This is a genomic window from Capilliphycus salinus ALCB114379, from assembly GCF_047276495.1.
GTDB lineage: Bacteria > Cyanobacteriota > Cyanobacteriia > Cyanobacteriales > Microcoleaceae > Capilliphycus > Capilliphycus salinus.
On record NZ_CP178543.1, the window covers coordinates 5,681,457 to 5,705,505 of the forward strand.

The 24,049-nt window shown below is 41.6% G+C and carries 20 protein-coding genes; 12 read left to right on the plus strand and 8 right to left on the minus strand.

Annotated features, from left to right (window positions below):
- Positions 1-76 precede the first annotated feature (76 nt).
- The 4 genes from ACL6C3_RS23010 (at position 77) to amt (ending at position 7,552) form a co-directional block, all read left to right on the plus strand.
- Complete coding sequence (locus ACL6C3_RS23010; RefSeq protein WP_413161460.1) at positions 77-2,977, plus strand: ATP-binding protein; 2,901 nt, start codon at positions 77-79, stop codon at positions 2,975-2,977.
- A 124-nt stretch (positions 2,978-3,101) separates the two neighbouring features.
- Positions 3,102-3,320, plus strand: a complete 219-nt coding sequence (locus tag ACL6C3_RS23015; protein WP_413161461.1) for a hypothetical protein — start codon at positions 3,102-3,104, stop codon at positions 3,318-3,320.
- Entirely contained in the window at positions 3,311-4,657 is a 1,347-nt protein-coding gene (locus tag ACL6C3_RS23020) for a response regulator (protein WP_413161462.1), read from the plus strand. Before ACL6C3_RS23015 ends, ACL6C3_RS23020 begins: the two co-directional genes overlap by 10 nt.
- A gap of 243 nt (positions 4,658-4,900) precedes the next feature.
- Positions 4,901-7,552, plus strand: a complete 2,652-nt coding sequence (gene amt, locus ACL6C3_RS23025) for an ammonium transporter (RefSeq protein WP_413161463.1) — start codon at positions 4,901-4,903, stop codon at positions 7,550-7,552.
- 100 nt (positions 7,553-7,652) lie between these two features.
- Here amt and ACL6C3_RS23030 read toward each other — a convergent pair whose 3' ends face one another.
- Positions 7,653-9,104, minus strand: coding sequence for a RecQ family ATP-dependent DNA helicase (locus ACL6C3_RS23030; protein WP_413161464.1), 1,452 nt, complete (start codon positions 9,102-9,104; stop codon positions 7,653-7,655).
- Positions 9,105-9,187: 83 nt separating this feature from the next.
- On the opposite strand from ACL6C3_RS23030, the gene ACL6C3_RS23035 reads away from it, so the two are divergent.
- Positions 9,188-10,039, plus strand: a complete 852-nt coding sequence (locus tag ACL6C3_RS23035) for an alpha/beta fold hydrolase (RefSeq protein ID WP_413161466.1) — start codon at positions 9,188-9,190, stop codon at positions 10,037-10,039.
- Between the two features lie 64 nt (positions 10,040-10,103).
- On the opposite strand, the gene ACL6C3_RS23040 is transcribed toward ACL6C3_RS23035, so the two are convergent.
- Positions 10,104-10,445 carry a hypothetical protein gene (locus tag ACL6C3_RS23040; RefSeq protein WP_413161468.1) on the minus strand — a complete coding sequence of 114 codons (342 nt, stop codon included), beginning with the start codon at positions 10,443-10,445 and terminating at the stop codon, positions 10,104-10,106.
- Positions 10,446-10,497: 52 nt separating this feature from the next.
- A complete protein-coding gene (locus ACL6C3_RS23045) occupies positions 10,498-10,626 on the minus strand; it encodes a hypothetical protein (protein ID WP_413161469.1) in 129 nt (42 codons plus the stop codon).
- Between the two features lie 307 nt (positions 10,627-10,933).
- Between ACL6C3_RS23045 and ACL6C3_RS23050 the strand changes: the two genes are divergently transcribed.
- From ACL6C3_RS23050 to ACL6C3_RS23075, 6 genes are all read left to right on the plus strand, one after another.
- Positions 10,934-11,488, plus strand: coding sequence for a general stress protein (locus ACL6C3_RS23050; protein ID WP_413161471.1), 555 nt, complete (start codon positions 10,934-10,936; stop codon positions 11,486-11,488).
- 459 nt (positions 11,489-11,947) lie between these two features.
- Positions 11,948-12,439: a DUF4383 domain-containing protein gene (locus tag ACL6C3_RS23055; RefSeq protein WP_413161473.1), complete on the plus strand. Its 492-nt coding sequence runs from the start codon at positions 11,948-11,950 to the stop codon at positions 12,437-12,439.
- Between the two features lie 324 nt (positions 12,440-12,763).
- On the plus strand, positions 12,764-12,964 hold the full coding sequence (locus ACL6C3_RS23060) for a hypothetical protein (RefSeq protein WP_413161474.1): 201 nt from the start codon (positions 12,764-12,766) through the stop codon (positions 12,962-12,964).
- A gap of 545 nt (positions 12,965-13,509) precedes the next feature.
- On the plus strand, positions 13,510-14,601 hold the full coding sequence (locus ACL6C3_RS23065) for an ISAs1 family transposase (RefSeq protein WP_413160293.1): 1,092 nt from the start codon (positions 13,510-13,512) through the stop codon (positions 14,599-14,601).
- Positions 14,602-14,694: 93 nt separating this feature from the next.
- Positions 14,695-15,720, plus strand: coding sequence for an SDR family oxidoreductase (locus tag ACL6C3_RS23070; RefSeq protein ID WP_413161475.1), 1,026 nt, complete (start codon positions 14,695-14,697; stop codon positions 15,718-15,720).
- Between the two features lie 443 nt (positions 15,721-16,163).
- Positions 16,164-16,628, plus strand: coding sequence for a DUF4383 domain-containing protein (locus ACL6C3_RS23075; RefSeq protein ID WP_413161476.1), 465 nt, complete (start codon positions 16,164-16,166; stop codon positions 16,626-16,628).
- A gap of 178 nt (positions 16,629-16,806) precedes the next feature.
- Here ACL6C3_RS23075 and ACL6C3_RS23080 read toward each other — a convergent pair whose 3' ends face one another.
- The 5 genes from ACL6C3_RS23080 to ACL6C3_RS23100 form a co-directional block, all read right to left on the minus strand.
- A complete protein-coding gene (locus tag ACL6C3_RS23080; protein ID WP_413161477.1) occupies positions 16,807-17,871 on the minus strand; it encodes an ABC transporter ATP-binding protein in 1,065 nt (354 codons plus the stop codon).
- Between the two features lie 51 nt (positions 17,872-17,922).
- On the minus strand, positions 17,923-18,792 hold the full coding sequence (locus tag ACL6C3_RS23085) for a carbohydrate ABC transporter permease (protein WP_413161479.1): 870 nt from the start codon (positions 18,790-18,792) through the stop codon (positions 17,923-17,925).
- Positions 18,793-18,795: 3 nt separating this feature from the next.
- Positions 18,796-19,704: a carbohydrate ABC transporter permease gene (locus tag ACL6C3_RS23090; RefSeq protein WP_413161481.1), complete on the minus strand. Its 909-nt coding sequence runs from the start codon at positions 19,702-19,704 to the stop codon at positions 18,796-18,798.
- A 55-nt stretch (positions 19,705-19,759) separates the two neighbouring features.
- Positions 19,760-21,130, minus strand: coding sequence for an ABC transporter substrate-binding protein (locus ACL6C3_RS23095; protein WP_413161482.1), 1,371 nt, complete (start codon positions 21,128-21,130; stop codon positions 19,760-19,762).
- Between the two features lie 275 nt (positions 21,131-21,405).
- Entirely contained in the window at positions 21,406-22,374 is a 969-nt protein-coding gene (locus ACL6C3_RS23100) for a glutathione S-transferase family protein (RefSeq protein WP_413161483.1), read from the minus strand.
- 217 nt (positions 22,375-22,591) lie between these two features.
- Between ACL6C3_RS23100 and gntT the strand changes: the two genes are divergently transcribed.
- Positions 22,592-23,917, plus strand: coding sequence for a guanitoxin biosynthesis MATE family efflux transporter GntT (gntT, locus tag ACL6C3_RS23105; RefSeq protein WP_413161484.1), 1,326 nt, complete (start codon positions 22,592-22,594; stop codon positions 23,915-23,917).
- Positions 23,918-24,049 lie beyond the last annotated feature (132 nt).

Genomic DNA, 24,049 nt, shown 5'->3' on the forward strand with positions numbered 1-24,049 from the left:
GATAAGGGTGAACTGCTTAGTATCAACTGTTATCTGCTTTGATGAAACCCACCTAATCTCTAAACCAAGAACACCGATGAATTCTAAACAATTACAACGATTGTTAATTTTTTATTCTGCGGTCGGAATATTTGCTATCAGTGTATTGGTGGCAATATTAAGTATATTCCCCCTGTATCAACAACTGATAAAAAACCAAGAAGAAAATTTACAGTCCACTTTAAAAACGCGCCGATTAGCCGTTGAAGAATTTCTCTCAAGAGCCAAAGATATCACGGGACAAATTGCCAGTCGTACCCAAGCCAAACGAGAATTAGAAGCCTATAACCGCAGTCCGAATAATCGCAATTTAGCCGTTGATAATCTTACCCGAATTCTCACGGAGGCCCTGCAACAAACTGAAGATTTAGCCGGAATTACTCGCCTCGATCAAAATTATCAATTAATGGCTCAAGTCGGTTTATCTATCCCTAAAACCCTTTGGGAATTTCCGCCTCAAGACTCTCAATCTACCCTAATTAGCAATCCGATTCCCCTCAAGGATCAATCTTATTTAATTGTTAGCCAACCGATTCTTAACTCAAGTCAACAGCAAATCGGTACCGATTTAGTTTTATTTAAAATGGCTCGTTTACAAGAAATTATAACAGATAATACGGGTTTAGGTCAAACCGGACAAATTTTTGTTGGAGCCTTTCAATACCAAAAAGTAGAATTGTTGATCTCGTCAAAAAATGAACCCGAGTTATCATTAGAACCGATTTTAAAGGCTATCGAAAAAACAGTCGTTTCTCAAAAGTCGGGATTAACTCTTGTCAAAAGAAACTTTTGGAGTCATGCTCAAGTTATTGCTTTTGAACCCCTACCAGAAGTCAATTGGGGACTGGTCATCCAAGTTAATCGTCAGGAATTGTATGCTCCCGTAAATCGTCAGCTTGTCACCATTGGAATTGTTACGATAATTTTTAGCTTTTTGGGTGCAGGGGGGATGGTTTTCCTCTTGCGTCCACTAGCAGGTCAAGCGATTATTCAAACCGATGAACTCGAAAAACAACTTCAAGAAAAAAACCTAACTTTGCGCGAGTTAAATTATACTCAAGAACAACTTCTCCTCGAAATTCGCGATCGCAAACAAGCCCAAACTGAACTACAAAAACGAGCCGAACAACTCCGAAATCACAATGCAGTTTTAATGGAACTGGCTCAAAATCGAGCCGTCAATAAAGGAGATTTGTTAATAGCCGTGCAAGCGATTACTGAAACCACAGCAAAAATATTAGAAGTTAAACGGGTAGGAGTTTGGTTGTTTAACGACGAAAGAACAACTCTTAAATGTCTGAACTTGTACAGCACAAAAAATCATCAGCATAGTGGAAATGGAGAACTTAAAATCAACGATTATCCCGCGTATTTTTCGGCGATCTTTTCCCAAGATAGTATAGCCGCATCGGAGGCCAGAAGCGATCCGAGAACCTCGGAATTTGTTGCAAATTATTTTATTCCCAATGATATTTTTTCACTGCTCGACAGCACCATTCGGATTGCGGGAGAAATGGTCGGGGTCATCTGTATAGAACAGTGCGGTAAAATTCAACATTGGACTCCCGAAGACGAAATTTTTGTGCGTTCAATTGCCAATGTGATTTCTTTAGCAATTGAGGCGAGAAATCACCAACAAGCTGAAGTCGCTTTACATGAAAGTGAAAAAATGTTTCGTCAGCTTGCGGAAACTATTGATAGTGTATTTTGGATTACCGATCCTCACGGAGAACAAATTTACTATGTTTCTCCTGCTTATGAAAGAGTTTGGGGGCGTCCTTGTCGCGAAATTTATCAGCAACCCCAATCTTTTCTTGAGTCAATTCATCCAGAAGATCGCGAACGAGTAATTTTGGCTTTGAGTAAACAGGCTGCTGGTAAATATGAACAAGAATATCGAATTATTCAACCCAATGGTGAAATTCGCTGGATTTACGATCGCGGTTTTCCTATCGCAAACGACCGGGGAGAAATAGATCGAATCACCGGAATTGCGACCGATATAACCGAACGCAAACAAGCTGAGAACGCTGTGCGAGAATCCGAAGCTAAATTAAGAGAACAAAAACAACAGCTTCAGGAAACCTTAAAAGAACTCAAACGGACTCAAGCTCAGATGATTCAAAATGAAAAAATGTCGAGCTTAGGTCAAATGGTCGCCGGAATTGCCCACGAAATTAATAATCCGGTTAACTTTATTCATGGAAATCTTGTTCACGCCGCAGATTATATTCAAGACTTGCTAAATTTAATTGAACTCTATCAAAATCATTATCCCAATCCCCACCCCGAAATTGAGACAGAAATTGAAACGATTGAACTTGATTTTATTCAAGAAGATATCCAAAAACTGCTCAAGTCGATGCAAGTCGGAACCGAACGCATCCGAGAGATTGTCAAATCACTGCGAATCTTTTCCCGTTTGGATGAAGCCGAAATCAAAGAAGTCGATCTCCATGAAGGACTCGAAAGCACCTTAATGATTTTACATAATCGCCTCAAACCCAAACCCGGATATCCGGGGATTAAAATTCTCAAAGATTATGGTAAACTCCCTAGAATTAACTGCTATTCTGGACAACTCAATCAAGTTTTTATGAATATGATCAGCAATGCAATTGATGCCATTGAAGATGCTCAATCTTCTCTATCCCTGCAAGAAATCCAGTTAAATCCCGGCTGTATTCGCATTAAAACTCAACAAATTTCAGACAATAGAATACAAATTTTAATAGGCGACAATGGCCGGGGAATGAGCGAAGAAGTTCGATCCTGCTTGTTCGATCCTTTCTTTACAACCAAACCCATTGGTAAAGGAACCGGATTAGGACTTTCAATTAGTTATCAGGTGATTGTTGAAAAACACAAAGGACAAATTGAATGTGATTCCATTTTAGGAAAAGGAAGCGAATTTAGAATCTTGATTCCCCTACGATAAACTCCGGGGTATTTTTCCTCTCCTTATCGTTGTGATTTCTATCACGCATTTTCCAGAAACTTTTAATTAAATTTAAGATTAAAGATAAACTTCCCAATGGTGTTCAAACCAGCGAGGTCAATCCATGAAACCGATCATCCACCAAGCCAGACAGGTATTAACTGGGTATCGCCTCAAGTTAATACCCTATACTGGGGAAATTTTAACCGGGACTGACGATTTCTTCATTACCAAGATGGCGACTCCCATTCAACCCGACTCGTTACCCAATGAAGGAAAAAGTCACCGGTATCGATTAAAAAGATTTACCACCTCCTATAATCTCAAAAAAAAATGTCCATAAATACCCGAAAGTCAAATGTTATTTTGATTGTAGATGATAGCCCAATTCATCTGAAAGTTTTGTCGGAAAATTTAGTTGCAGCCGGCTATGAAGTCGCCGTCGCCGCGAATGGGAAAGACGCACTTCAACAAGCAATTTATGAACCGCCCGATCTGATTTTATTAGATATTCAAATGCCGGAAATGAATGGATTTGAAACCTGTCAGCAACTCAAAGCCCATCCAAAAACTCAAACCATTCCGATTATTTTTATGACGGCTATTACGGATACAGACAGTAAAATTAGAGGATTGAAAGCCGGTGCCGTTGACTATTTAACAAAACCTTTTCAACAAGAAGAAGTTTTAGCCCGAATTAACATACATCTTCAAATTAAAGAATTAACACAATCCCTACTTCAAAAAAATCTTTCCCTCAGCCAGTTAAATCAAAAATTTCAACATTTAGTCGTTGAAAAAGATATTCGGCTAAAAGAAGTACAATTTGAACTTTTAAAAGCCTATAAACTGTCATCGCTCGGTCAAATGATGGCGGGAATTACCCACGAAATTAATAACCCTTTAGGTTTTGTGATTGGTAATATCAATCAAGTCCAAGAATTTCTGCAAGATGTCTTAACTCATCTACAACTTTACCAGAAATATTATCCCGATCCTGTAGCCGAAATCCAAGATCATGCCGAAGAAATTGATATTGAGTTTTTGATGGCCGACTTGCCGGAAATGATCGCATCCATTAAACAAGGATCGCTGTTAATTCGAGAGATTAGCAATTCCATGCGAATTTTTTCTCGGATTGACAGTTCAACTCAAGTCTTATTTAATCTTCACGAAGGCATTGACAGCACATTATTAATTTTAAAACATCGGCTCAAAGGCAATGAAAAACATCCCGAAATCCGGGTGGTAAAAAACTATGGGAACTTGCCAGAAATTCTCTGTTTTCCCGGACAGATGAACCAAGTCTTTATGAATATTCTTGCCAATGCGATTGATGCGATCGAAGAATCTAATCGGGGAAAAACCTATACAGAAATTCTAGCAAATCCCAATCAAATAACAATTTCAACCGAATTAACACCCGATCAAACCCAAGTCTTAATTCGGATTTCAGATAACGGGATTGGAATGTCAGAAGAAGTCTGTTCTCAACTATTCAATCCCTTTTTTACGACCAAGCCAGTGGGTAAAGGAACGGGACTAGGATTATCCATTAGTTATCAAATTGTTGTTGAAAAACATCAGGGAAAACTTGAGTGCTATTCTAAAATTGGACAGGGTAGTGAATTTGCGATGACAATTCCGCTAAAATTGAGCGAAAATATAGATCTAAATTGACCTGAAGCAACCGAACTAAAATCAACTATTCCTGTTGTGATTACTCGCCTACTCTAACCCCTATCCCTCGGAACTTTCAATCCAGAAAAAAAAAATTGTTACTTGACGGAGAAGATAAGCCAATGGCAAGCTAGTAACATCTAATTTTATAAAACTTTGAAAAACCACAGTATTTTTCAATAACATGACAAAAATATTACAACCATCCATCGTAAAACCCTTGAGTTTCCCACCCCTAAAGTAATGATTGATACACTCTGGTTGCTGATCTGTTCTTGCTTAGTCTTCCTGATGCAAGCTGGATTTATGTGCTTAGAATCCGGCCTCACCCGCTCGAAAAACAGTATTAACGTTGCCGCAAAAAACCTGGCAGACTTTGCCGTTTCCGCCCTGTTATTTTGGGCTGTTGGTTACGGTTTAATGTTTGGTTCATCTCCCAACGGTTGGTTCGGAAGCAGCCATTTTTGGCTCAACCTAGACACAGCAAAACTCGCCGCTTTTTTCCTGTTTCAAGTCATGTTTTGCGGCACATCAGTCACCATCGTTTCCGGAGCCGTCGCCGAACGCATGAAATTCAGCGCCTATCTCGCACTGGTTGCCTTAGTCTCCGGTTTAATTTACCCAATTTTTGGTCATTTGGCCTGGAATGGAATAGATAAGGGCATCTTTACCGGTCGCTTGGGCTATCTCGGCTTTGTCGATTTTGCTGGTTCGACCGTCGTCCACAGCATCGGGGGTTGGGTGTCGTTGGCGGCCCTATTACTCATCGGCAGCCGTTCCGGTCGCTTCCCCAAAGACAAACCGTCCCAAAAAATTCACAGTTCCAACCTACAATTTTCCGTTTTGGGAACCATGCTGTTATGGTTTGGGTGGCTCGGCTTTAACGGAGGCAGCACCCTCGCTTTCAACGAGCAAGTTCCCCGGATTATGGCCAATACCGTCTTAGCCGGAGCCGGGGGCATGGTAGCCGCAGGCTTCCTCAGTTGGGGCAAACGCAAAGCGCCGCAAGTCGAAACCCTGATCAATGGCACTCTCGCCGGACTGGTGGCGATCACCGCCTCTTGTCATGCCGTCGCCACGCCCATCGCCGTCGTCATTGGCGTCACCGGCGCGGCCGTGATGATTTTAACCGAAATTCTCTTAGAAAATCTGCACATTGATGATGCCGTCGGAGCGGTGGCCGTTCACGGGGGCGCCGGAGTTTGGGGAACCCTGGCGGTGGGGTTGTTTGGTCAGCCGGAATTATTAGGAACAGGTTTGGATCGATACGCCCAACTCGGCGTGCAATTATTGGGGATTTTTGTGGGGTTTGGATGGGGATTTGGTTTGGCTTATTTGTTGCTCTTTTGGGTGAATCGAATTGTACCGTTGCGGGTTTCAAAATCTGAAGAAAAACTCGGTCTGAATATTTCCGAACATCGCGCAAAAACCGAGATTTATGACTTATTTCAAGTCATGGAAAAACAGGCTCAAACCTACGACTTGAGTTTGCGCGCCCCCGTTGAACCTTTTACCGAAGTTGGTTTAATTGCCGAACGTTATAATGCGGTGATGGATGCTCTAGAAGAAGCCGTAACCCGCACCGAAGCAATTGTTAAAACCGCAATGAATGGTATTGTTACCTTTGACGATGCCCATTTTGAAATTACCACCGCTAATCCTTCGGCTGCGACGATTTTTGGTTATGAAGTTAAGCAGTTAATTGGAATGTCAATTCATCGGCTTTGGCAGTGGCCGGATGATGAAATCGAAGACGAAGAAAAGCTTTTACAAGAATTATTAAACACCGGACGGCATGAGTTAGTTGGATGCCGTTCTGATGGTTCACAATTTGCCCTCGAAGCAACGGTTACACAAGCCAAATCCGGTCAGCTTTGCTTTTATACCGCAACTTTTCAAGATATTAGCCAGCGCAAATATGCAGAAGCCGCATTACGAAAATCTAAAAGCAGACTCAAACAAAAAAATAAAGAACTTGAACAGGCATTAACAGAACTTAAACAAGCACAAACTCACCTGATTCAATCTGAAAAAATGTCCAGTTTGGGGCAGATGGTCGCCGGAGTTGCTCACGAAATTAATAATCCGGTGAGCTTTATTTATGGTAACATTCAACCCGCTTTAGATTATACTCGGGATTTATTACAACTTCTCGAACTTTATCAACAAAATTATCCTAAACCCGAAGCCGAAATTGCCGATTATTCTGATGAAATTGATATTGATTTTTTGAAATCCGATTATCTGCAACTCCTAGACTCGATGCGGGTTGGGGCCGAACGAATTCGAGATATTGTCCGCAGCTTAAGAAATTTCTCCCGTTTAGATGAAGCGGAAATTAAAGCCGTTGACCTCCACGAAGGCATAGAAAGCACTTTATTGATTTTACAAAATCGCCTCAAAGCCAACGCCGATCATCCCGGTATTCAAATTATACGAGATTATGGAAAATTGCCTCTAGTTGAATGTTATCCCAGTCAACTCAATCAAGTGTTTATGAATATTATCAGTAATGCCATTGATGCCCTCGAAGAACACAATCTTCAGCAAGTTTCTAAAGGGATTAAATCTCCACCCTATCAAATCCGAATACAGACTTTATTAGTCGATCATCAGTGGATTGAAATTCATATTGCTGATAATGGCCCCGGAATGTCGGAAGAAGTTAGATCGAAACTCTTTGATCCGTTCTTTACCACAAAACCTGTTGGTAAAGGTACGGGTTTGGGATTGTCAATTAGTTATAAAATTGTTGTCGAAAAGCATAAAGGAAAAATTTGGTGCTGTTCAGAACTTAATAAAGGCACCGAATTTATTATTAGAATTCCCCGTTTAATTCTCTCCATCGCCCGCAAACTAGAATCCTCTAAATATCATTCCCGAAATGAACAATAACTTGGGCTGCCAGGATTGAGATTTCCGGCAGTTCCCCAAGTTTATGAGTAGATTAATACCCCGATTTAAAAATCTCATTTCAGACAATAATTAAAGACAATTACTTTCGACAATTGTCACAGTGTCCACAAGCCATTGATTTAGCTTCTTTACCAAACCCAAACGCCTCTAATAAAAACCGCCAACGACATTGACGAGTATTTAGATATTGACTCATTTGTTTGATCGCTTGAGTATTATGATCCGGGAACGCAACCGCCTTGGAATTAATGATATAATGAAAGGGATCTTGCCAGGTTAATTGTCCCGAACTGTGCAACACCGAAAGCGCGATCGCACTGTTGCGAAACTGGCGAGATATCTCCTCAATTTCTCCCTGTTTCGGTAATTTTTTAATCAGTTGATTCGCCTGTTGATATTGTTTTCGCCAATTTTCCTGCAAATATTCACGGCGTTGTTTGTCTTCGGGATACAAGAAACCCGTCGGTTCACTCACCAATGTTAACGCTATTGCAGGCTTTCCATCCCGTCCCGCCCGTCCGACTTCTTGCAAATATTCAGACAGCAAAAATGGGGCTTGAAAATGCAGCACCCAACGCACATTCGGCTTATTAATTCCCATCCCAAACGCCGAAGTACACACCACAAACTTCAGCGAACCTTTTAACCAAGCCTGTTCAATTTCTCGACGTTCCTCACCGCTTAAACCCGCGTGATACGCTGCCGTTTGATAACCCTGTAGTTTCAGGCTATCTGCCAATTCTTCGCTGTCTTTTCGAGTTCTAACATACACCAAACCCGTTTGTTTTTGGCGAGTTTGAATGAACTTTAAAAGCTGTTGTCGCCGCCCTCTCGGAGTCCAAACCGTTTGTATGTTTAAATTCAAATTGGGGCGGTAGGGATTCAGTAAAAAAGATTTGGGATTTTGTAGGTCTAAAACCGTTTTAATGGTGTCTTGTGCCGCCGGATTTGCCGTTGCCGTAAACGCCGCGATCGCGAAGTTTTTCTGAGTTTGTTTTAGCTGCAAAAGTGCGGGTCTAATTGCTCCCAAACGCCGATAAGTCGGTCTAAATGTATCCCCCCATTGTACCAAACAATGAGCCTCATCTAAAATTAAACCATTTACTAAAATACGCGGATGAGCAATCAAATTCCACACCGATGAACTTAGCAACGTTTCCGGGGAAAGATACAACAATCTTAACCGATTTTGTTCTAGCAATCTTAACGTTTGTCGTCGCTGTAGAGAAGGCATTTGACTGTGCAATAACGCCGCCGGAAGGTTTTTTTCTCGAAGTTCTTGGACTTGATTTTCCATCAACGCCACTAGCGGCGAAACCACCAACGTTAACCCGGTTTGTAACAAAGCCGGAAGTTGAAAACAAATCGATTTTCCCCCTCCCGTTGGCATCACAACAAGTGCATCTTGTCGGGATAATAAACTGCGGATAATTTCCCCTTGTGGGGGTCGAAAATCTTCATATCCCCAAATTCGTTGAAATTCCGCTTTGACCCGTTCCCAAGAGAGCGAGTGAGAATCTTTGGTATTCATTGTAGTTGACAGAAGTTCCCTGGTTTTTTATACTATCATTCTATCAAAGATAAAATTTTTGTCATAATTTTTTGAATTTTTATATGAACCCCATCCGCAAAACGCTAGAATGTTCTCAAATCAAAATTTCCTATTTGGAATGGAACCCACCCCAAACCTCAGAAAATACTCAACCCTTACTGCTATTGCACGGGTTGGCCGATCACGCTTTGGTTTGGACGAACTTGGGAAACTTTTTAAGCGATAACTATCATATTGTCGCCCCAGATATGCGAGGTCACGGCAACAGTAGCAAACCGAATACAGGTTACAGTTTTTCAGAAGCGATCGCAGACTTAGAAGCGTTAATGAGCCATCTCAACTGGTCAAACGCCCATATTTTAGGTCATTCTTGGACGGGAAAATTACTACCAATTTGGGCAAAACAACATCCCAAATATTTTCGCAGCATGATTTTAGTAGACCCAATTTTTATTACTAAAATGCCCGCTATTTTTAAACTCAGTTTACCCATCGTTTATCGAAAACTAGACTGTTTAAAAGGAATGGGGCCGTTTTCCAGCTACGAAGACGCCGAAGAATTAGCAACTCAACTCAGTCAATATAAAGGTTGGAGTTCGGCACAACAGCAGGTTTTTCAAGAAGGAATCGAACAAAAACCCGATGGAAAATGGGGGAGTAAATTTATCATTCCCGCCCGAAATCAGATTTTTTCAGAAGTGATGAAAGTCGCGGGTTTAACCGAAAAAATAGACATTCCTACATTATTTATCCAGCCAGAAAGCGGCGTCAACCGCATGGACTGGCAACTGAAACCCTATCAGAAATATCTAACAAATCTAAAAATAAAACAAGTTCCGGGCAATCACTGGCCGTTTCTCGTTCAACCCGATATGTTCAATCAAACCGTCGCCGAATTTTTGGCAACAAATTAGGTAAACAGTTCGTTGTTGCGCTTTAGCGCCAAAAGCTAGGGCTGAAGCCCAACTACGAAATTTTTCACTCACTAACCGAATAAATCCGATCTTTCTTAACTAAAATCCCCTGATTTACGGCATCATCTAACACTTTTTCCGTTGCGTCAAGTTGCAAATCAAGCGCTTCTGCAACTTCTTGATCCGTAATTTTTCCCCAGTAACGAGCATAAGCGATCGCATCATTAACAGAACGAACCGCATTACTTTCGGGAGCGACATGAGTCAAAGCCCTGACCAACTCCTTGTCAGGTCGGTATCCAACCAACAAGATCGCCCGTCCGGTCGCGGGTCGCAGGATAAAAGCCGGAAATCGACCAATACTTCGATAGCGAGCATCTTTAATATCCTCCCGAAAGGCATTCAAAACCTCCTGAGAGTCGAGTTGACATCCTCTCCTCCCTAAAGGGAGAAGATTCCTAAACTTCACAATGCACGGTTTCTGTTTCGTAGCAACTGCCTCTACCCACATTGAAGTTTTGATTGAGATTCATTTTTCTGGGTTGGGGTGCGATCGCTAGGTAAGCTGTTACTCGGTTTTCCTTCATCTAACTTAGGAAAGATTGTCTTTGGACCCAAAGGATTAAATTTAATTTAATTAAACCGTTTCTTGTATTGACGAACACAATCAAGCTGAACGTTATGCTCGGACTTAATACTTTAGATAGACGTTGGGCGAAGCTGTAACAATTATTCTAAAGATCAAGATAAATTTCGATCAACCGAACGATTCAGCATAGAGCAGAATTTATTGTTTCCGTTTAAGACAAAGCGAAGGGAACCGTTAAAAATAAGCGACAGAAGAAGGAAACTCAAGCTTTAACAAGATTTTTCAGAATATAAAGGAGAAAGATAATGGTAGAAAGCGATCGCCAACGGGGTGTGGGAGTATTTTCCAACCGTCAAGAAGCCGAGCAAGCGCTCAACGAATTGAAAGCGTCAGGCTTTCCAATGGATAAAGTTTCTATTATTGCCAAACAAGCCGAGGAAAACGATCAACTCGGCGAGGCTTCCATGAGCGATAAAGTTGGCAATAAAGATGTTAGCACTGCAACCGGAGTTGCTGCGAATACGATGGCAAATAGCGCTTTGGGTACCGTTTTAGTGGGATTAGGAAGTTTGGCAATTCCCGGAATAGGATCGGTGATCGCAGCGGGTACTTTGGGTTTAGCATTAACCGCAAGCACAGCAGCAATTGGAGTCGAAGCATTAGCAAGCAATGGTTTAGTTAACGCACTCACCGAACAAGGTATTCCTGAAAAACAGGCGAGTATTTATAGAGATCGTTTGTTGATCGGTCGGTATTTGGTTTTTGTAGACGGAACCGAGGAAGAAATTGATCGCGCCAAGGGGATTTTTAGCGATAAAGGAATTGAAGATTGGGGCGTTTATAATTCCTCGCCCGCTTAAAATATTTCTGGCATTGCTATTGAATTAGTGGCAACAAAATTCAAGAGAATCAGCCCCACAGGTAGCGTTTTTCTATCTAAAACACTCAATAATATCTAAATTGAAGGTTTTTATCTCAAAATAAAAATCTGGGGAGTTATGGCTGAGTAAAATTCTATTCTTTCAAAAGGAAGAGTTTAGTTGATGATCGCCCTAATACTTCTTTGGATGGAGTACAGAATTTGAGAATTAACTTTTAATAATAAATAGGCGAATAAATTTTTAACTTGCTATTCTTTATTCTTGAAAGGAAACGCCAAAGTTTTGATGAGCTTGATAGCGGTGGCAAGTTAGATGTTTACCCGCCAATTCGTTCGCAACCCATAAGTGACTGATATTTTTTAACTTCAAGAAATACAGTTGAGGTTGCTTGCGGATAAAAGACGACTTGTAAAAATTGTAATCAACGAGGTAAATTGCATGAATAATAATAGTATGCCAGAGCGTTACTGCGCTTTATCTATAGGAATCGTTTTCTTGCTGTTAGGTATCGCAGGATTTATTCCGGGTCTGGTGACAATGCCCGATCCCACCAATATTCCCGCCGATTTGTATCCGGCAACTGAGGGCTTATATACCAGAGGATTCGGCTATTTATTTGGGTTATTTCCCATCAATACTGTACACAATGCGGTACATATTGTAGTTGGAGCGTTGGGAATTGTTTCCTATATCGGTTCGGGAAGTGCGCGTCTATTTAATCGCGATTTTGCTGTTGCCTACATTTTAATCGCGGTCATGGGTTTGTTACCTTTTACCAGAACAACTTTTGGTTTAATGCCGATTTTCGGTAATAATGTTTGGTTCAACGCTGCAACCGGACTGGTTGCCGCTTACTTTGGCTTTGTTAAACCTATAGTTGAATCCGACGAGCCAATTGTTTCCAACCGCAGCAATACCTACAACGGTTAATAGCTTTGTAGGGGCGTGCCTCCGCTAAAATGTCTATATTCCCAGGAATAATTTACATAAACCCGCCCTTTTTTGTAGGGGCGGGTTCCACTCAGATTTAGATTTCTCAGGAATAACTGACATAAACTCGCCCTTGACAGCGACCAATCAATATTGATAAATTATTTTATAAAATTACCCTAAATTCCGCCCGAAAATATCCGATAAATTAATAAGAGATAACGGTTAACTGTCGCAATATTTCCTCCTAAAGATAGTGCAGTTTTCACTAAATATGAGTTTAAATTAAAAGTGTAATAAAATAGAAAACTTGAGGATAAAATTATGCCGAGTGGTCATGCAAGTCATAAAGGTAACTCCGTTAAACCTAACACAAACGCTAACGATAGTATAGATACTGCTGCCGATCAAGTAACCGATCCGCAGGAAGTTTTACCGGAAGGCTACGATGCACAAAGAGCCGAACAAGCTCCCAAAAATGACGCGGCAACTCAACGCCCAAAAAAACAAAAAAAGAACAAATAAACATCAACGAACCCAAAGCTTGTTGTTGCGAGGCGGCGCTATAAATTTGGGGTGAGCGCCCAACAACGAACCTAAATTCTTAAAAGATTGTTGTTGTGCTTTAGCTTTATAAATTGAGGTCAGAATCTCAACTACGAAGTTAATTAATTTTGGGCTAGAGCAACGACAACAAACCCAACAACGAATTAATACCAATTCTTTATGAAGCTGCATCTAATTGATCCCCCCGGCTATATCCTTCGGATAGGCTTCGCCAACGCCACCCCCACCCCCCTTTTTAAGGGAATCCCCCCGGCTTCGCCACCCCCCTTAATAAGGCAGGGCTGTTTCATTCTAAAATTTTGCGATCGCGAGGAGCTAAAATTGGAAGCAGTTTCACCCCTTTTTTCTTCAGAACACCTAAAATCTTAGAAAAACATAGCGATCGCCTGACTCAAACGGCTTGTTCCACTCTGATTCTTAAAGGCGGGAATTGAACAATAAAACTGGCGATCGCGCCGGATGTAAAATGATAGCAATCGCCAGTTTTTTCTTAAATTTTATCTATGGATAGTCTAATTAAAGAACTTAAAAAAGTCAAGGACTTTCGCCGCCGCCAGGGCAGAAGGCATCCATTATGGTTGGTGCTATTGATAGTAATTTTGGCAGCGATGCAGGGATACTTAGGGTATAGAGCGATGGGAGATTTTGCCAAAGCCAATCAACAGCTAATTGTTAAAAAATTTAAGATTTCATCCCCAAAAGTTCCATCTTCATCAACCATAAGACGAGTTCTGATGGGAGTAGACTGGTCAAATCTTCAGGACATTTTTAATCAATGGTCTAGTAGTCTATGTGAATCTGATGATTTGAGGGATTGGGTCTGTATTGATGGCAAAAGCTTAGGCAGCACTGTAGACAATTTTGGCAACTCTCATCAAAACTTTGTTTCATTTGTTTCCTTGTACAGTCAAGAATATCAAGTTGTATTGGGATTAAATTGCTTTGAGAACAAACGCTGTTCAGAAATTAAGCAAGTCCAAGAAATCATCGAAGATTTTCCCCTGAAGAATCAAGTATTTACTCTGGATGCTTTGCACTGCCAAAAGCAAACCGTTAAAAAAATTATTGAATCAAAAAATCACTACTTAATCACCGTCAAAAAGAATCAAAAAAAATTGTATCAAGCTCTAGAGTCTGTCGCCCACAATCAAGAGCCTTTGAGTATCAAGATAGAGCAAGATAAAAGTCATGGTCGCCAAATTCAACGCCAAGTAGCTGTCTTCAAGAGTATAGATTCCCTGAAATCTAGTTGGTATGAAATTAAAAGCTTAATCCGAGTTGAAAGATGGGGTAAAAGAGGTAAAAAGGACTATCATCAAGTCGCTTACTACATCAGTAGCGTTTGGGAAAAAGCCGATTATTTTTCTGAAAAAATAAAAGGTCATTGGCAAATTGAAAATCGCTTGCATTGGGTCAAGGATGTGATCTTCAAAGAAGATGATTCTTCTATAGCTCACTTTCAAGCACGAACGAATTTATCGATTCTTCAAACTATTGCAATTAATCTTTTTAGACTTTTAGGCTTTGTGTCAATTACAGAGGGTCAAAGATGGCTTAATAACAGGTGGTCTAGGCTTTGGATTTTGTTAGAATGAAACGGCCCTGCCTTAATAAGGGGGGTTAGGGGGGATCAAGGGCGGTCGCCCAACAACGAACTAACTGATGAAAAACTATAGGAAGTAATATTAATGCAACTCAAACCCATAGATCAACAAGTTGTTTCCGTCGTTGGAGTTTCTAGCGGTATCGGCAGAGAAACAGCCCTTCAATTTGCCCGTAAAGGCGCCAAATTAGTTGTCTCCGCCCGCAGTCAAGAAAAGTTGGCGTCGCTGGTGGATGAAATTAAAAATTTTGGCGGCGAAGTCTTTCCAATACTCATCGATGATGTTACAATATTCGAGCAGGTTCAAGCGATCGCCGATCAAACTGTAGAGGTTTACGGACGGCTCGACACCTGGGTACACGTCCCCGCCACCGCCGTTTTTGCGACTTTCGAGAATACCACCCCCGAAGAATTTAAGCGGGTTGTAGATGTCACTTTGATGGGGCAAGTCTACGGGGCAATGGCCGCACTTCCCCACCTCAAACGGGAAGGACGGGGAGCGCTGATTCATATTTCTTCGATGGAAGGTAAGCGATCGCTCCCGTACCAAAGCGCCTACGCCGCAGGTAAGCACGGGGTTGAGGGATTTTTGGAAGCGTTGCGACTGGAGTTGCAACACGAAAAAATTCCCATCAGCGTCACCAGTATCAAACCCGGTGTGATCGATACGCCGTTTTGGGACAATGGCCGGACTAAGTTGGGGGTGAAGCCCTCGGCAATACCGCCCTATTACAAAGCCAGTTTGGTGGCTGAAGCGGTCCTTTACACAGCCGAACATCCAACCCGCGACTTTTTGGTTGGGGATGCGGCGAGAGTGTTAGATTTCCTTCAGAGACTTTCGCCGGAATTGATGGATACTTTGCTGTTGCTGACGGGTTTCCGGTTGCAGCACAGCGACGTGCCGAAGTCCGAAGACGCCCCGGACAATCTTTACGAGCCGATTCCCCACCATAATACCATAGACGGCAGCCTCAGCGATCGCCTGGTGATACCGAGCGTTACCGACTGGATCGAGAAAAATCCGACGGTTAAATGGGGCGCAACCCTGGCGGGTGTGGGGGCGCTGGCGATGTTAGCAAACCAAGTCTTTAACACCGATGGGCGCATTTAAAACCCATCTTTATGTTACCCAAAAATAACTTACATAAACCCGCCTTTTTTTGTAGGGGCGGGTTCTACCCAAATTTGTGTTACCCAAAAATAACTTATATAAACCCGCCCTTCACAGATCGAATTCTACCCTATCCAAAGGAGTAGTTTAGTTAATCCCAACGCTAATACTTCTTTGGGTAGAGTACAGAAAGGGCAGATTAAAATTCAATAGAAAGTAGGCGAATGAATGTTTAACTTTCTGTGTTAATTTCCTCTGGGGACGCTCAACATTTGATCGACTTTATAATTATAGCAAGTTAGATGTTTATCCGCTAAAAAATTCGCTCCAAAACCTGCTAACTGGCATTTTTTTATTGTTTGATTTGAATTAAAGAAATGCCGTTGATAGGATTTGCGGATAGAAAACGGCTTGTACAAATTTTCATCAATGAGGTTAATAGTATGAATAATATGGGAGAGCGTTACTGTGCTTTAGCCCTCGGAATTGTTTTCTTGGTGTTGGGTTTTGCAGGATTTATCCCCGGTTTGGTGACAATACCCGCAGCCAATGCGCCCAATGATTTGTATTCGGCATCTCCGGGAATATATGGCACCGGATTCGGTCATGTGTTCGGGTTATTTGCCACTAATATCCTACACGATCTCGTGCATCTAGCGGTTGGAATTGTGGGAATTGGTGCCTATATCGACTCAAGGAGTGCGCGTTTATTTAATCGCAGTTTTGCAGTCGCTTACATTTTGTTGGCGGTGATGGGTTTGTTCCCCTTGGCTAAAACAATATTTGGTTTAATGCCGATTTTTGGTAACAATGTTTGGTTGAATGGTGTAACCGGATTAATTGCAGGTTATTTTGGTTTTGTTAAACCCACAATTGCACCGGAAACTGCTTCAAACCCAAATATCTAAACGGAATAAAAAACAGTAGGGGCGGGTTTATATACGTTGTCTGTGGGACAGGATATGATCTCCGGTTGATTAATGCGTGTTATGGGGGCGGGGCGGGTTTATATACGTTGTCTGTGGGACACGATCAATCAATTCGGAACCCGCCCCTACGTTCATGTTTGGATTTAATAAAAATCAATTAATTCAAGCGATCGCCCGTTTCTACATCAAACCAATGCAGTTGTTTTTTAATCAGAGAAATAGTGATAATTTCTCCTTCCCAAGTGCGATCGGCAGGCACCATCACCCGTAAGGTTTGATCGGAACCATTTACCCGAACACTCAGCAATTTTTCCTTCCCAAAATCTTCCACCAAAAACAGATGACCCGCGATGGTTTGACCGCTTTCAATGTCTCCCAAACTAATATCTTCGGGACGAATTCCCAAAATGACTTGATTGGCTTTAGTTTTTAACTGAGGGAAAATAATTTTATAGTCTCCCAAAATAGCCTTATTTTCCTGACAGTTTAACGTCAGTAAATTCATTTGCGGACTCCCCACAAAACCCGCCACAAACTTATTAGCCGGAGCGGTATAAATTTCGTGAGGCGACGCCAATTGTTGTAAATAACCATCGCACAAAACCGCTATTTTATCCGATAACGTCATCGCCTCAATTTGGTCGTGGGTGACGTAAACAACGGGTTTATTTTGCGTTTCAAATAACTGTTTTAAATCCGCCCTAACCTGTTCTCGCAACAGCGCATCTAAATTACTGAGGGGTTCATCTAATAAGAAAATATCGGGATCTCTGACCAAAGAACGAGCCAGCGCCACCCGTTGACGTTGACCCCCGGAAAGTTGACCGGGTTTGCGGGTTAATAGATGTTCTAAACCCAATTTTTGGGTAACATCATTGACCCGTTTTTCTATCTCATTTTTAGGTATTTTTCGCAGTTTTAAAGCGGCTGAAATATTTTCAAAAACCGTCATGTGAGGATACAGCGCATAGCTTTGAAAAACCATCGAAATATTGCGTTTTCCGGGGGGAACGGAAGTCACATTTTTGCCGCCAATAGTTACTTTTCCTTGGGTGGGTTGTTCGAGTCCGGCGATCAATCTTAATAATGTTGATTTTCCGCACCCAGAAGGGCCGAGTAAGGTCAGAAATTCCCCATCTTCTACTTCTATAGTGATATCTTTGACCGGAACAACCGAGGGGGCGAATTGTTTGCGGAGGTTTTTAAGTTCGAGTTTAGCCATAATAAAATGTGAGTTTAAATGAGTGAAAAATTGAGTTACAAATAGAACAATTTAACCTTTAACTGCACCTGCGGTAATTCCCTGCACAATGCGTCTTTGAAAGATTAAAACGAGGATAATTAACGGCAATGTTCCGGCAATTGTTGCCGCAGCAATTGGGCCGTAAGGAATTTCATAAACAGAAGCGCCTCCGAGTTGAGCGACTGCAACCGGAATGGTATATAAATTTTCTCGGGTGATAAACGTTAGGGCAAAAATAAACTCATTCCAGGCGAAAATAAAGGTTAAAATTCCGGTGGTAATTAAAGCGGGAGTCGTCATCGGGAGGACGATATTTAATAACATCGATACGGTGTTGTAACCGTCTACTTTTGCCGAGTCTTCTAAATCTTTGGGGAGTTGTTGGAAGAAACTCCGCAAAACTAAAATCGTTAGCGGTAAGTTGATCGCCGTGTAGGGAATAATTAAAGCCAGGTAGTTGTTTCCCAGTCCGAAAAATTTGACCACTTCTAACAGTCCCAAAAATAAGAGGACGTAGGGAAATAACGTGACAATTAAAACAAAACCCAGAATAATATTTTCCCCCGGTATTCTCAACCGTGCTAAGGTATAAGCCGCAGGCGCACCGATGGCTAAACAAAAAAGTGTTGAGGTAAAAGAAACAAAGGCGCTATTGAGAACGTACTGAAGAAAAGGTAAGCCTAAACTGATATAATGTTCGAGGGTTAGTTGATTGAAACTGGGAAAATAAATCGTCGGAATTGAAGCAATGGCTTCGTTGGTTTTAAATGAAGTCAGAATTTGCCATAAAATTGGCGCCAAACAAAAGATAACGGTGAAAAGGACTCCGAGAAATAGAAAAACCGGTTTGAAACTTCTATGGGTTTGTTTTTGAGTCGTGTCAAGTTTGGAAATAGCCATATTTTATTGTCCTCCGGTAAGATTAACGCGGCTTTTTGATAACAAAAATGCTGCAATAACGACGGCAGTAACTAACAGTAAAAATGTTACCACAACCAACGCCGCCCCGTAGCCAAAATCCAAGTATCGTCTAACGGTTGCGTAGATATAAATAGAAACGGTTTCTGTGGCACCGGCCGGCCCCCCTCCGGTCATCACTTGAATCAGGTCAAACACCCCAAAAGCCTGGGCAAATCTAAACAGCAAAGCGATGATAATTTGGGGCATTAATAGCGGTAAAGTGATCTGACGAAAACTCTGAAACGGGTTCGCCCCATCAATAGAATGAGCTTCGTATAAATCCCCAGAAATCGATTGCAAACCCGCCAACAAAAGGATAGAAATAAAAGGCGTTGTTTTCCAAACTTCTGCAACAATTAAAGCAAACATCGCCCTTGTTGGATCGCCCAACCAAGTGATGCTGGTTTCCATCAATCCCAACCGTAGTAAAAGGTCGTTGACGACACCGTATTGACCGTTAAAAATCCACGCCCAAGCTAACCCCATAACAGCCGTTGGTAACGCCCAAGGAATTAACGCCGAAGTTCTTACAAATCCCCGTCCGCGAAAGCTTTGATTGAGAACCAAAGCAATTCCCATCCCGAGAATTAATTCTATGGTAATTGAAATGACGGTGAAAACGGTTGTATTCCACAAACTTTGCCAAAAGCGCCCGTCTCCCAACAGTCGAGAATAGTTGTACAATCCCGAGAAAATGGGTTTTAACTGCGTTCCCAAATTTTCGGTGAATAAACTCAACCAAAAAGCCCGGGCAATGGGATAAATAAACACCAAGCCTATTACCAATAGGGCGGGTAAAATTAACAGCCAACCCGTGCGTTTTTCTTGTCGTTCAATGTCTTTTTGTTTCATTCATCTAAGCTGTAAATAAGTGGTAAAATTTCAACCGATTAATTGAGACTGAAAACTATTGTTCTAAACTGATAACTCGCTGTTGTCTTCCCAATAAAGCCCGGGTTTCTGAAGCCGCAGCCTGCATAGCCGCTTCGGGCGTTTGAGAACCGGTTAGTGCGGCGCTGAGATAACGTTGTAAAATGTCTGAAGTTTGGGCGTATTGGGCAATGGGCGGGCGCAAAACCGAGTTATTAATCACTTCTAAAAGTTCGGGGTAATGGGGATATTTTGACACCAACGCCGGATCTAAAAATAGCGATCGCCGTGCGGGAACAAAACCCGTTTTCAGAAAGTATTCTCGCTGCACATCAACAGTATTAAAATATTCGATAACTTTCCAGGCTTCCTCTTTGTGGTTGGAACTTCTGGAAATTCCAAATCCCCAACCGCCCAAACAAGCGGCACCCTTTAAACTGGGTAAATGAACCATCGGTTTTATCCCGAATTGATTGGCAATTTCCGATTGATTTGCCAGGGGAACAACGTAAGGCCAATTCCGTAAAAAAGCGGTATTTCCACTTTGAAATAACAGCCGGGTTTCTTCTTCGGAATAGGTGGTTACATCTTTGGGTGAAATCCCTTCTTCTATTGTTTGACGTAAAAATTCAACTGCGGCGATCGCTTCCGGGCGATCAAGTCCAACTTCATTGGTTTCTGGATCGACCCAAAATCCCCCAAATCCTTTTAAAACTTCGGTAAATATGGCGGACAATCCTTCATATTGTTTTCCCTGCCAAATAAATCCCCATCGGGCTAAATCTTTGTCTTGAATTTGTTTAGAAATCTCCATCAATTCTTCAAAGGTTTCTGGGGGTTTTGCGCCGACTTTTTTTAACAAATCCTTGCGATAATAGAGCATCCCGCCATCAGCCCTCAGAGGCATTCTATACAATTGTCCTTGATAGCGTCCTCCCTCTTTTACGCCTTCTAAATAGGGGGTTAGTAAATCATTATCTACCCATTCAGATAAATCGGTTAACCAACCCGCAGCCGCAAATTTCTGCACCCAAACGATATCCATATAAACAATATCGTAGGGCGAATCTCCCAATAAAAAAGCCGAAGTATACAAATCTTCAACCAGGTTTGTATTATTCGGACCTTTGACAATTTCTAGGGTAATATTCGGGTTTTTTTCGTTAAAATCTTCGGCAAAAGATTCGAGTTGGGTTGCTTCTCCCGCTTGCACTAAAAACCTAACGGTAACTGATTCTTGAGAAAAAGTGGGAAAATTGCCCAATAACCCAATTGTAAACAGCGTTGCGATCGCCAACCCAACTACAGAAAACACTCGCCGACTCCACACGAAAGAAACCCAGGAGAAAATGAATCTTCTCCGCTGAAAAATGTTTAACCTATCTTTGAATTTTTGACTTTTAAACATTATAATTATTGTCGAAACGCATCAGCGCTAACCCGACACCATGAGAGTTATCAATTAAGATTTTATTCGGTTCTTTAAGTTTGCTCGCTTTCGAGCGACTCTAAATTCAATGTCATTATACTATATCCTGTCTCGCTTCAGAATTCAAATGATGACAAACACCAGAGTAATTCTTGAATACAGGACTGATTTTCAGGATAACCGATCATTTTTTAACACAGAAAGGGGAGGTTTTCCCCTCTCTTTGGATAGAAATCTAACCCCTCACCGGGCGTTTACTGACTAAACTTTTCGCGATCGTGAGGTTCATCAAAGTTAATAATCGGCCCTTTCGGAACGACTCGGGTTGGATTAATTTGAGTGTGACTTTTGTAGTAGTGACGCTTGATATGATCTAAATTGCAGGTTTCTTTAACTCCTGGGGTTTGATAAAAATCTTTGACGTAATTCCACAAATTCGGATAATCGACAATTCGCCGCAAATTACATTTAAAATGACCGTAATAAACCGCATCAAACCGAAACAGCGTGGTAAACATACACACATCGGCTTCCGTGAGTTGATTCCCGCACAAAAACCGTTGATTTTCTAACACCTGTTCCCAGCGATCTAGATGTTCAAATAATTGGGTAACAGCTTCTTCGTAGGCGGTTTGAGTCGAAGCAAAACCCGAACGATAAACCCCGTTATTAATCGGCTGATAAATCGCATCAATGGTTCGATCAATTTCCTCTCGGAGTTCCTCAGGATACAAATTTAAACCCGATTTTGAATAGGCTTGAAATTCGATATCCAACATCCGAATTATTTCCCGAGATTCATTATTAACCATGTACTGATTTGGCTTATCCCAGAGTACCGGAACCGTTACCCGTCCCGTATATTGCGGATTGGCTTTTAAATACAATTCTCGCAAATAATTACAGCTATTCACAATATCAGGAATACACCCCGGTTCTTCGGAAAATTTCCAGCCCTCGTCTCCCATTTCCGGGTCAACAATTGAAACAGAAATTACATCTTGTAATCCTTTTAAATTCCGCATAATTAACGTTCGATGCGCCCAAGGACAAGCCAAACTCACATACAGATGATAACGATTGGGTTCAACGGTAAATGCACTCGAATTATCTTTTTTAATCCAGTTGCGAAACTGGGTTGGCATTCGGTTAAATTTACCCTGATTATCTTGTTCCGTCCATTCCGTTGTCCATTTTCCATCCACTAACATTCCCAATGGCATAATATCCTCCTGTGTTTGGTGCGAACTTAGGGGTAATCCTTTCCTTTAAAATTATAGTTCTGAAGGCTTCCATTTGGGATTTGAATTCATCATCTAAAAATCAAATGACCACAGGAAAAATACCCCTCCCCCTTGATCGCAGACCGATTGTTAAGCTATACTGATCTAAATATTAAGAGATTTTAATTATTCTTTCATTGCGAATTAATTCTTTTCAATGTTTAAACCCCAATCCGAACGGCTACACTATCGTTTCCTCCACCTAGCCACCGTCAATATTCTCTCTAATTTAATGGTCCCCCTAGCAAGCTTAGTCGATATTGCTTTTTTGGGGCATTTAAGCGAAATTCATCATTTAGCCGGAGTTGCTTTATCGACTGTATTGTTCAAATATATCTATTGGACGTTTGGCTTTTTACGCATGGGAACAACCGGAACCACCGCCCAAGCTTTGGGGGCAAAAGATTATGATAGCGCCCTATTAATCCTACTCCGAAATGCTTTAATTGCCCTAACCGTTGGAGTCGCAATTCTTCTGTTGCAATATCCCCTGCGCGAACTCGGTTTTACCCTCCTCAGCGCCACACCGGAAGTCAAAATTGCCGGACAAGCCTACTACAATAGTTTGATTTGGAGTGCGCCCGCCACCCTTTTAAACTTTGTATTTATGGGTTGGTTTTTAGGGCGGGAACAGGGCGGAAAAGTCTTTTGGCTTTCGGCAGTTAGCAACGGAAGTAACGTAATTTTAGACTATTTTTTCATTCGACAATGGGGTTGGGAAAGTGCGGGGGCGGGTGCGGCAACGGCCTTGAGTCAATACCTGATGCTACTGATCGGTTTATTATTCATCGCCTGGGAAAAACCTTTTCCTCAAATGAAAACCCTAGCCGGAAAAATTCTAGATCGAGATGCTTTAAAAGCCTCTTTTCTGCTGAATACAAATATTTTAATCCGAACTTTTGCCCTAATTTCAACCTTTGCCTTATTTACCAATTTAAGTTCGGCGTTTGGTACAATGGTTCTGACCACCAATACCTTATTAATGCAGGCGGTAACACTCTCAGTTTACTTCCTCGATGGTCTTGCCTTTGCTACCGAAAGTTTGGCGGGAAATTATAAAGGCGAAGGTTCAAAACAACAATTAATTAATTTGGTGAAATTATCAGGAGGGGTAAGTTTAAGTATTGGACTCGGACTCGCGATAATTTTTGTATTAATCCCCGGATTGATATTCAGCTTGTTAACCAATCATACCGATGTCATTGCCGGAATCGACCGTTATGTTTTTTGGCTATTACCCGTGTTAGGATTGGGTTCGATTGCCTTTATGCTCGACGGTTATTTCTTGGGATTAACCGAAGGGCGAATATTGCGAGATTGTGCAATAATTGCTGCTGTTGTGGGGTGTTTAGCGATGGCAATTAACGCTTGGCAGTTTCACAGTTCCCATTTATTATGGTTGGCGTTATCCTTATTTATGGGAACCCGAGTATTAACTTTAGGATTAAAAGTCCCCTTAACCTTCAATCAACTCAGTAAATAAGAAATAGCGTTGTCGGGGCGGGTTCTGCGTAAATCTATCTTACCCAGAAATAACTTACATAAACCCGCCCTTCCCAGTCACCTCCGAACCCCGGTTGTAGGGGCGGGTTCAGCAATTATTTATGTTATCCAC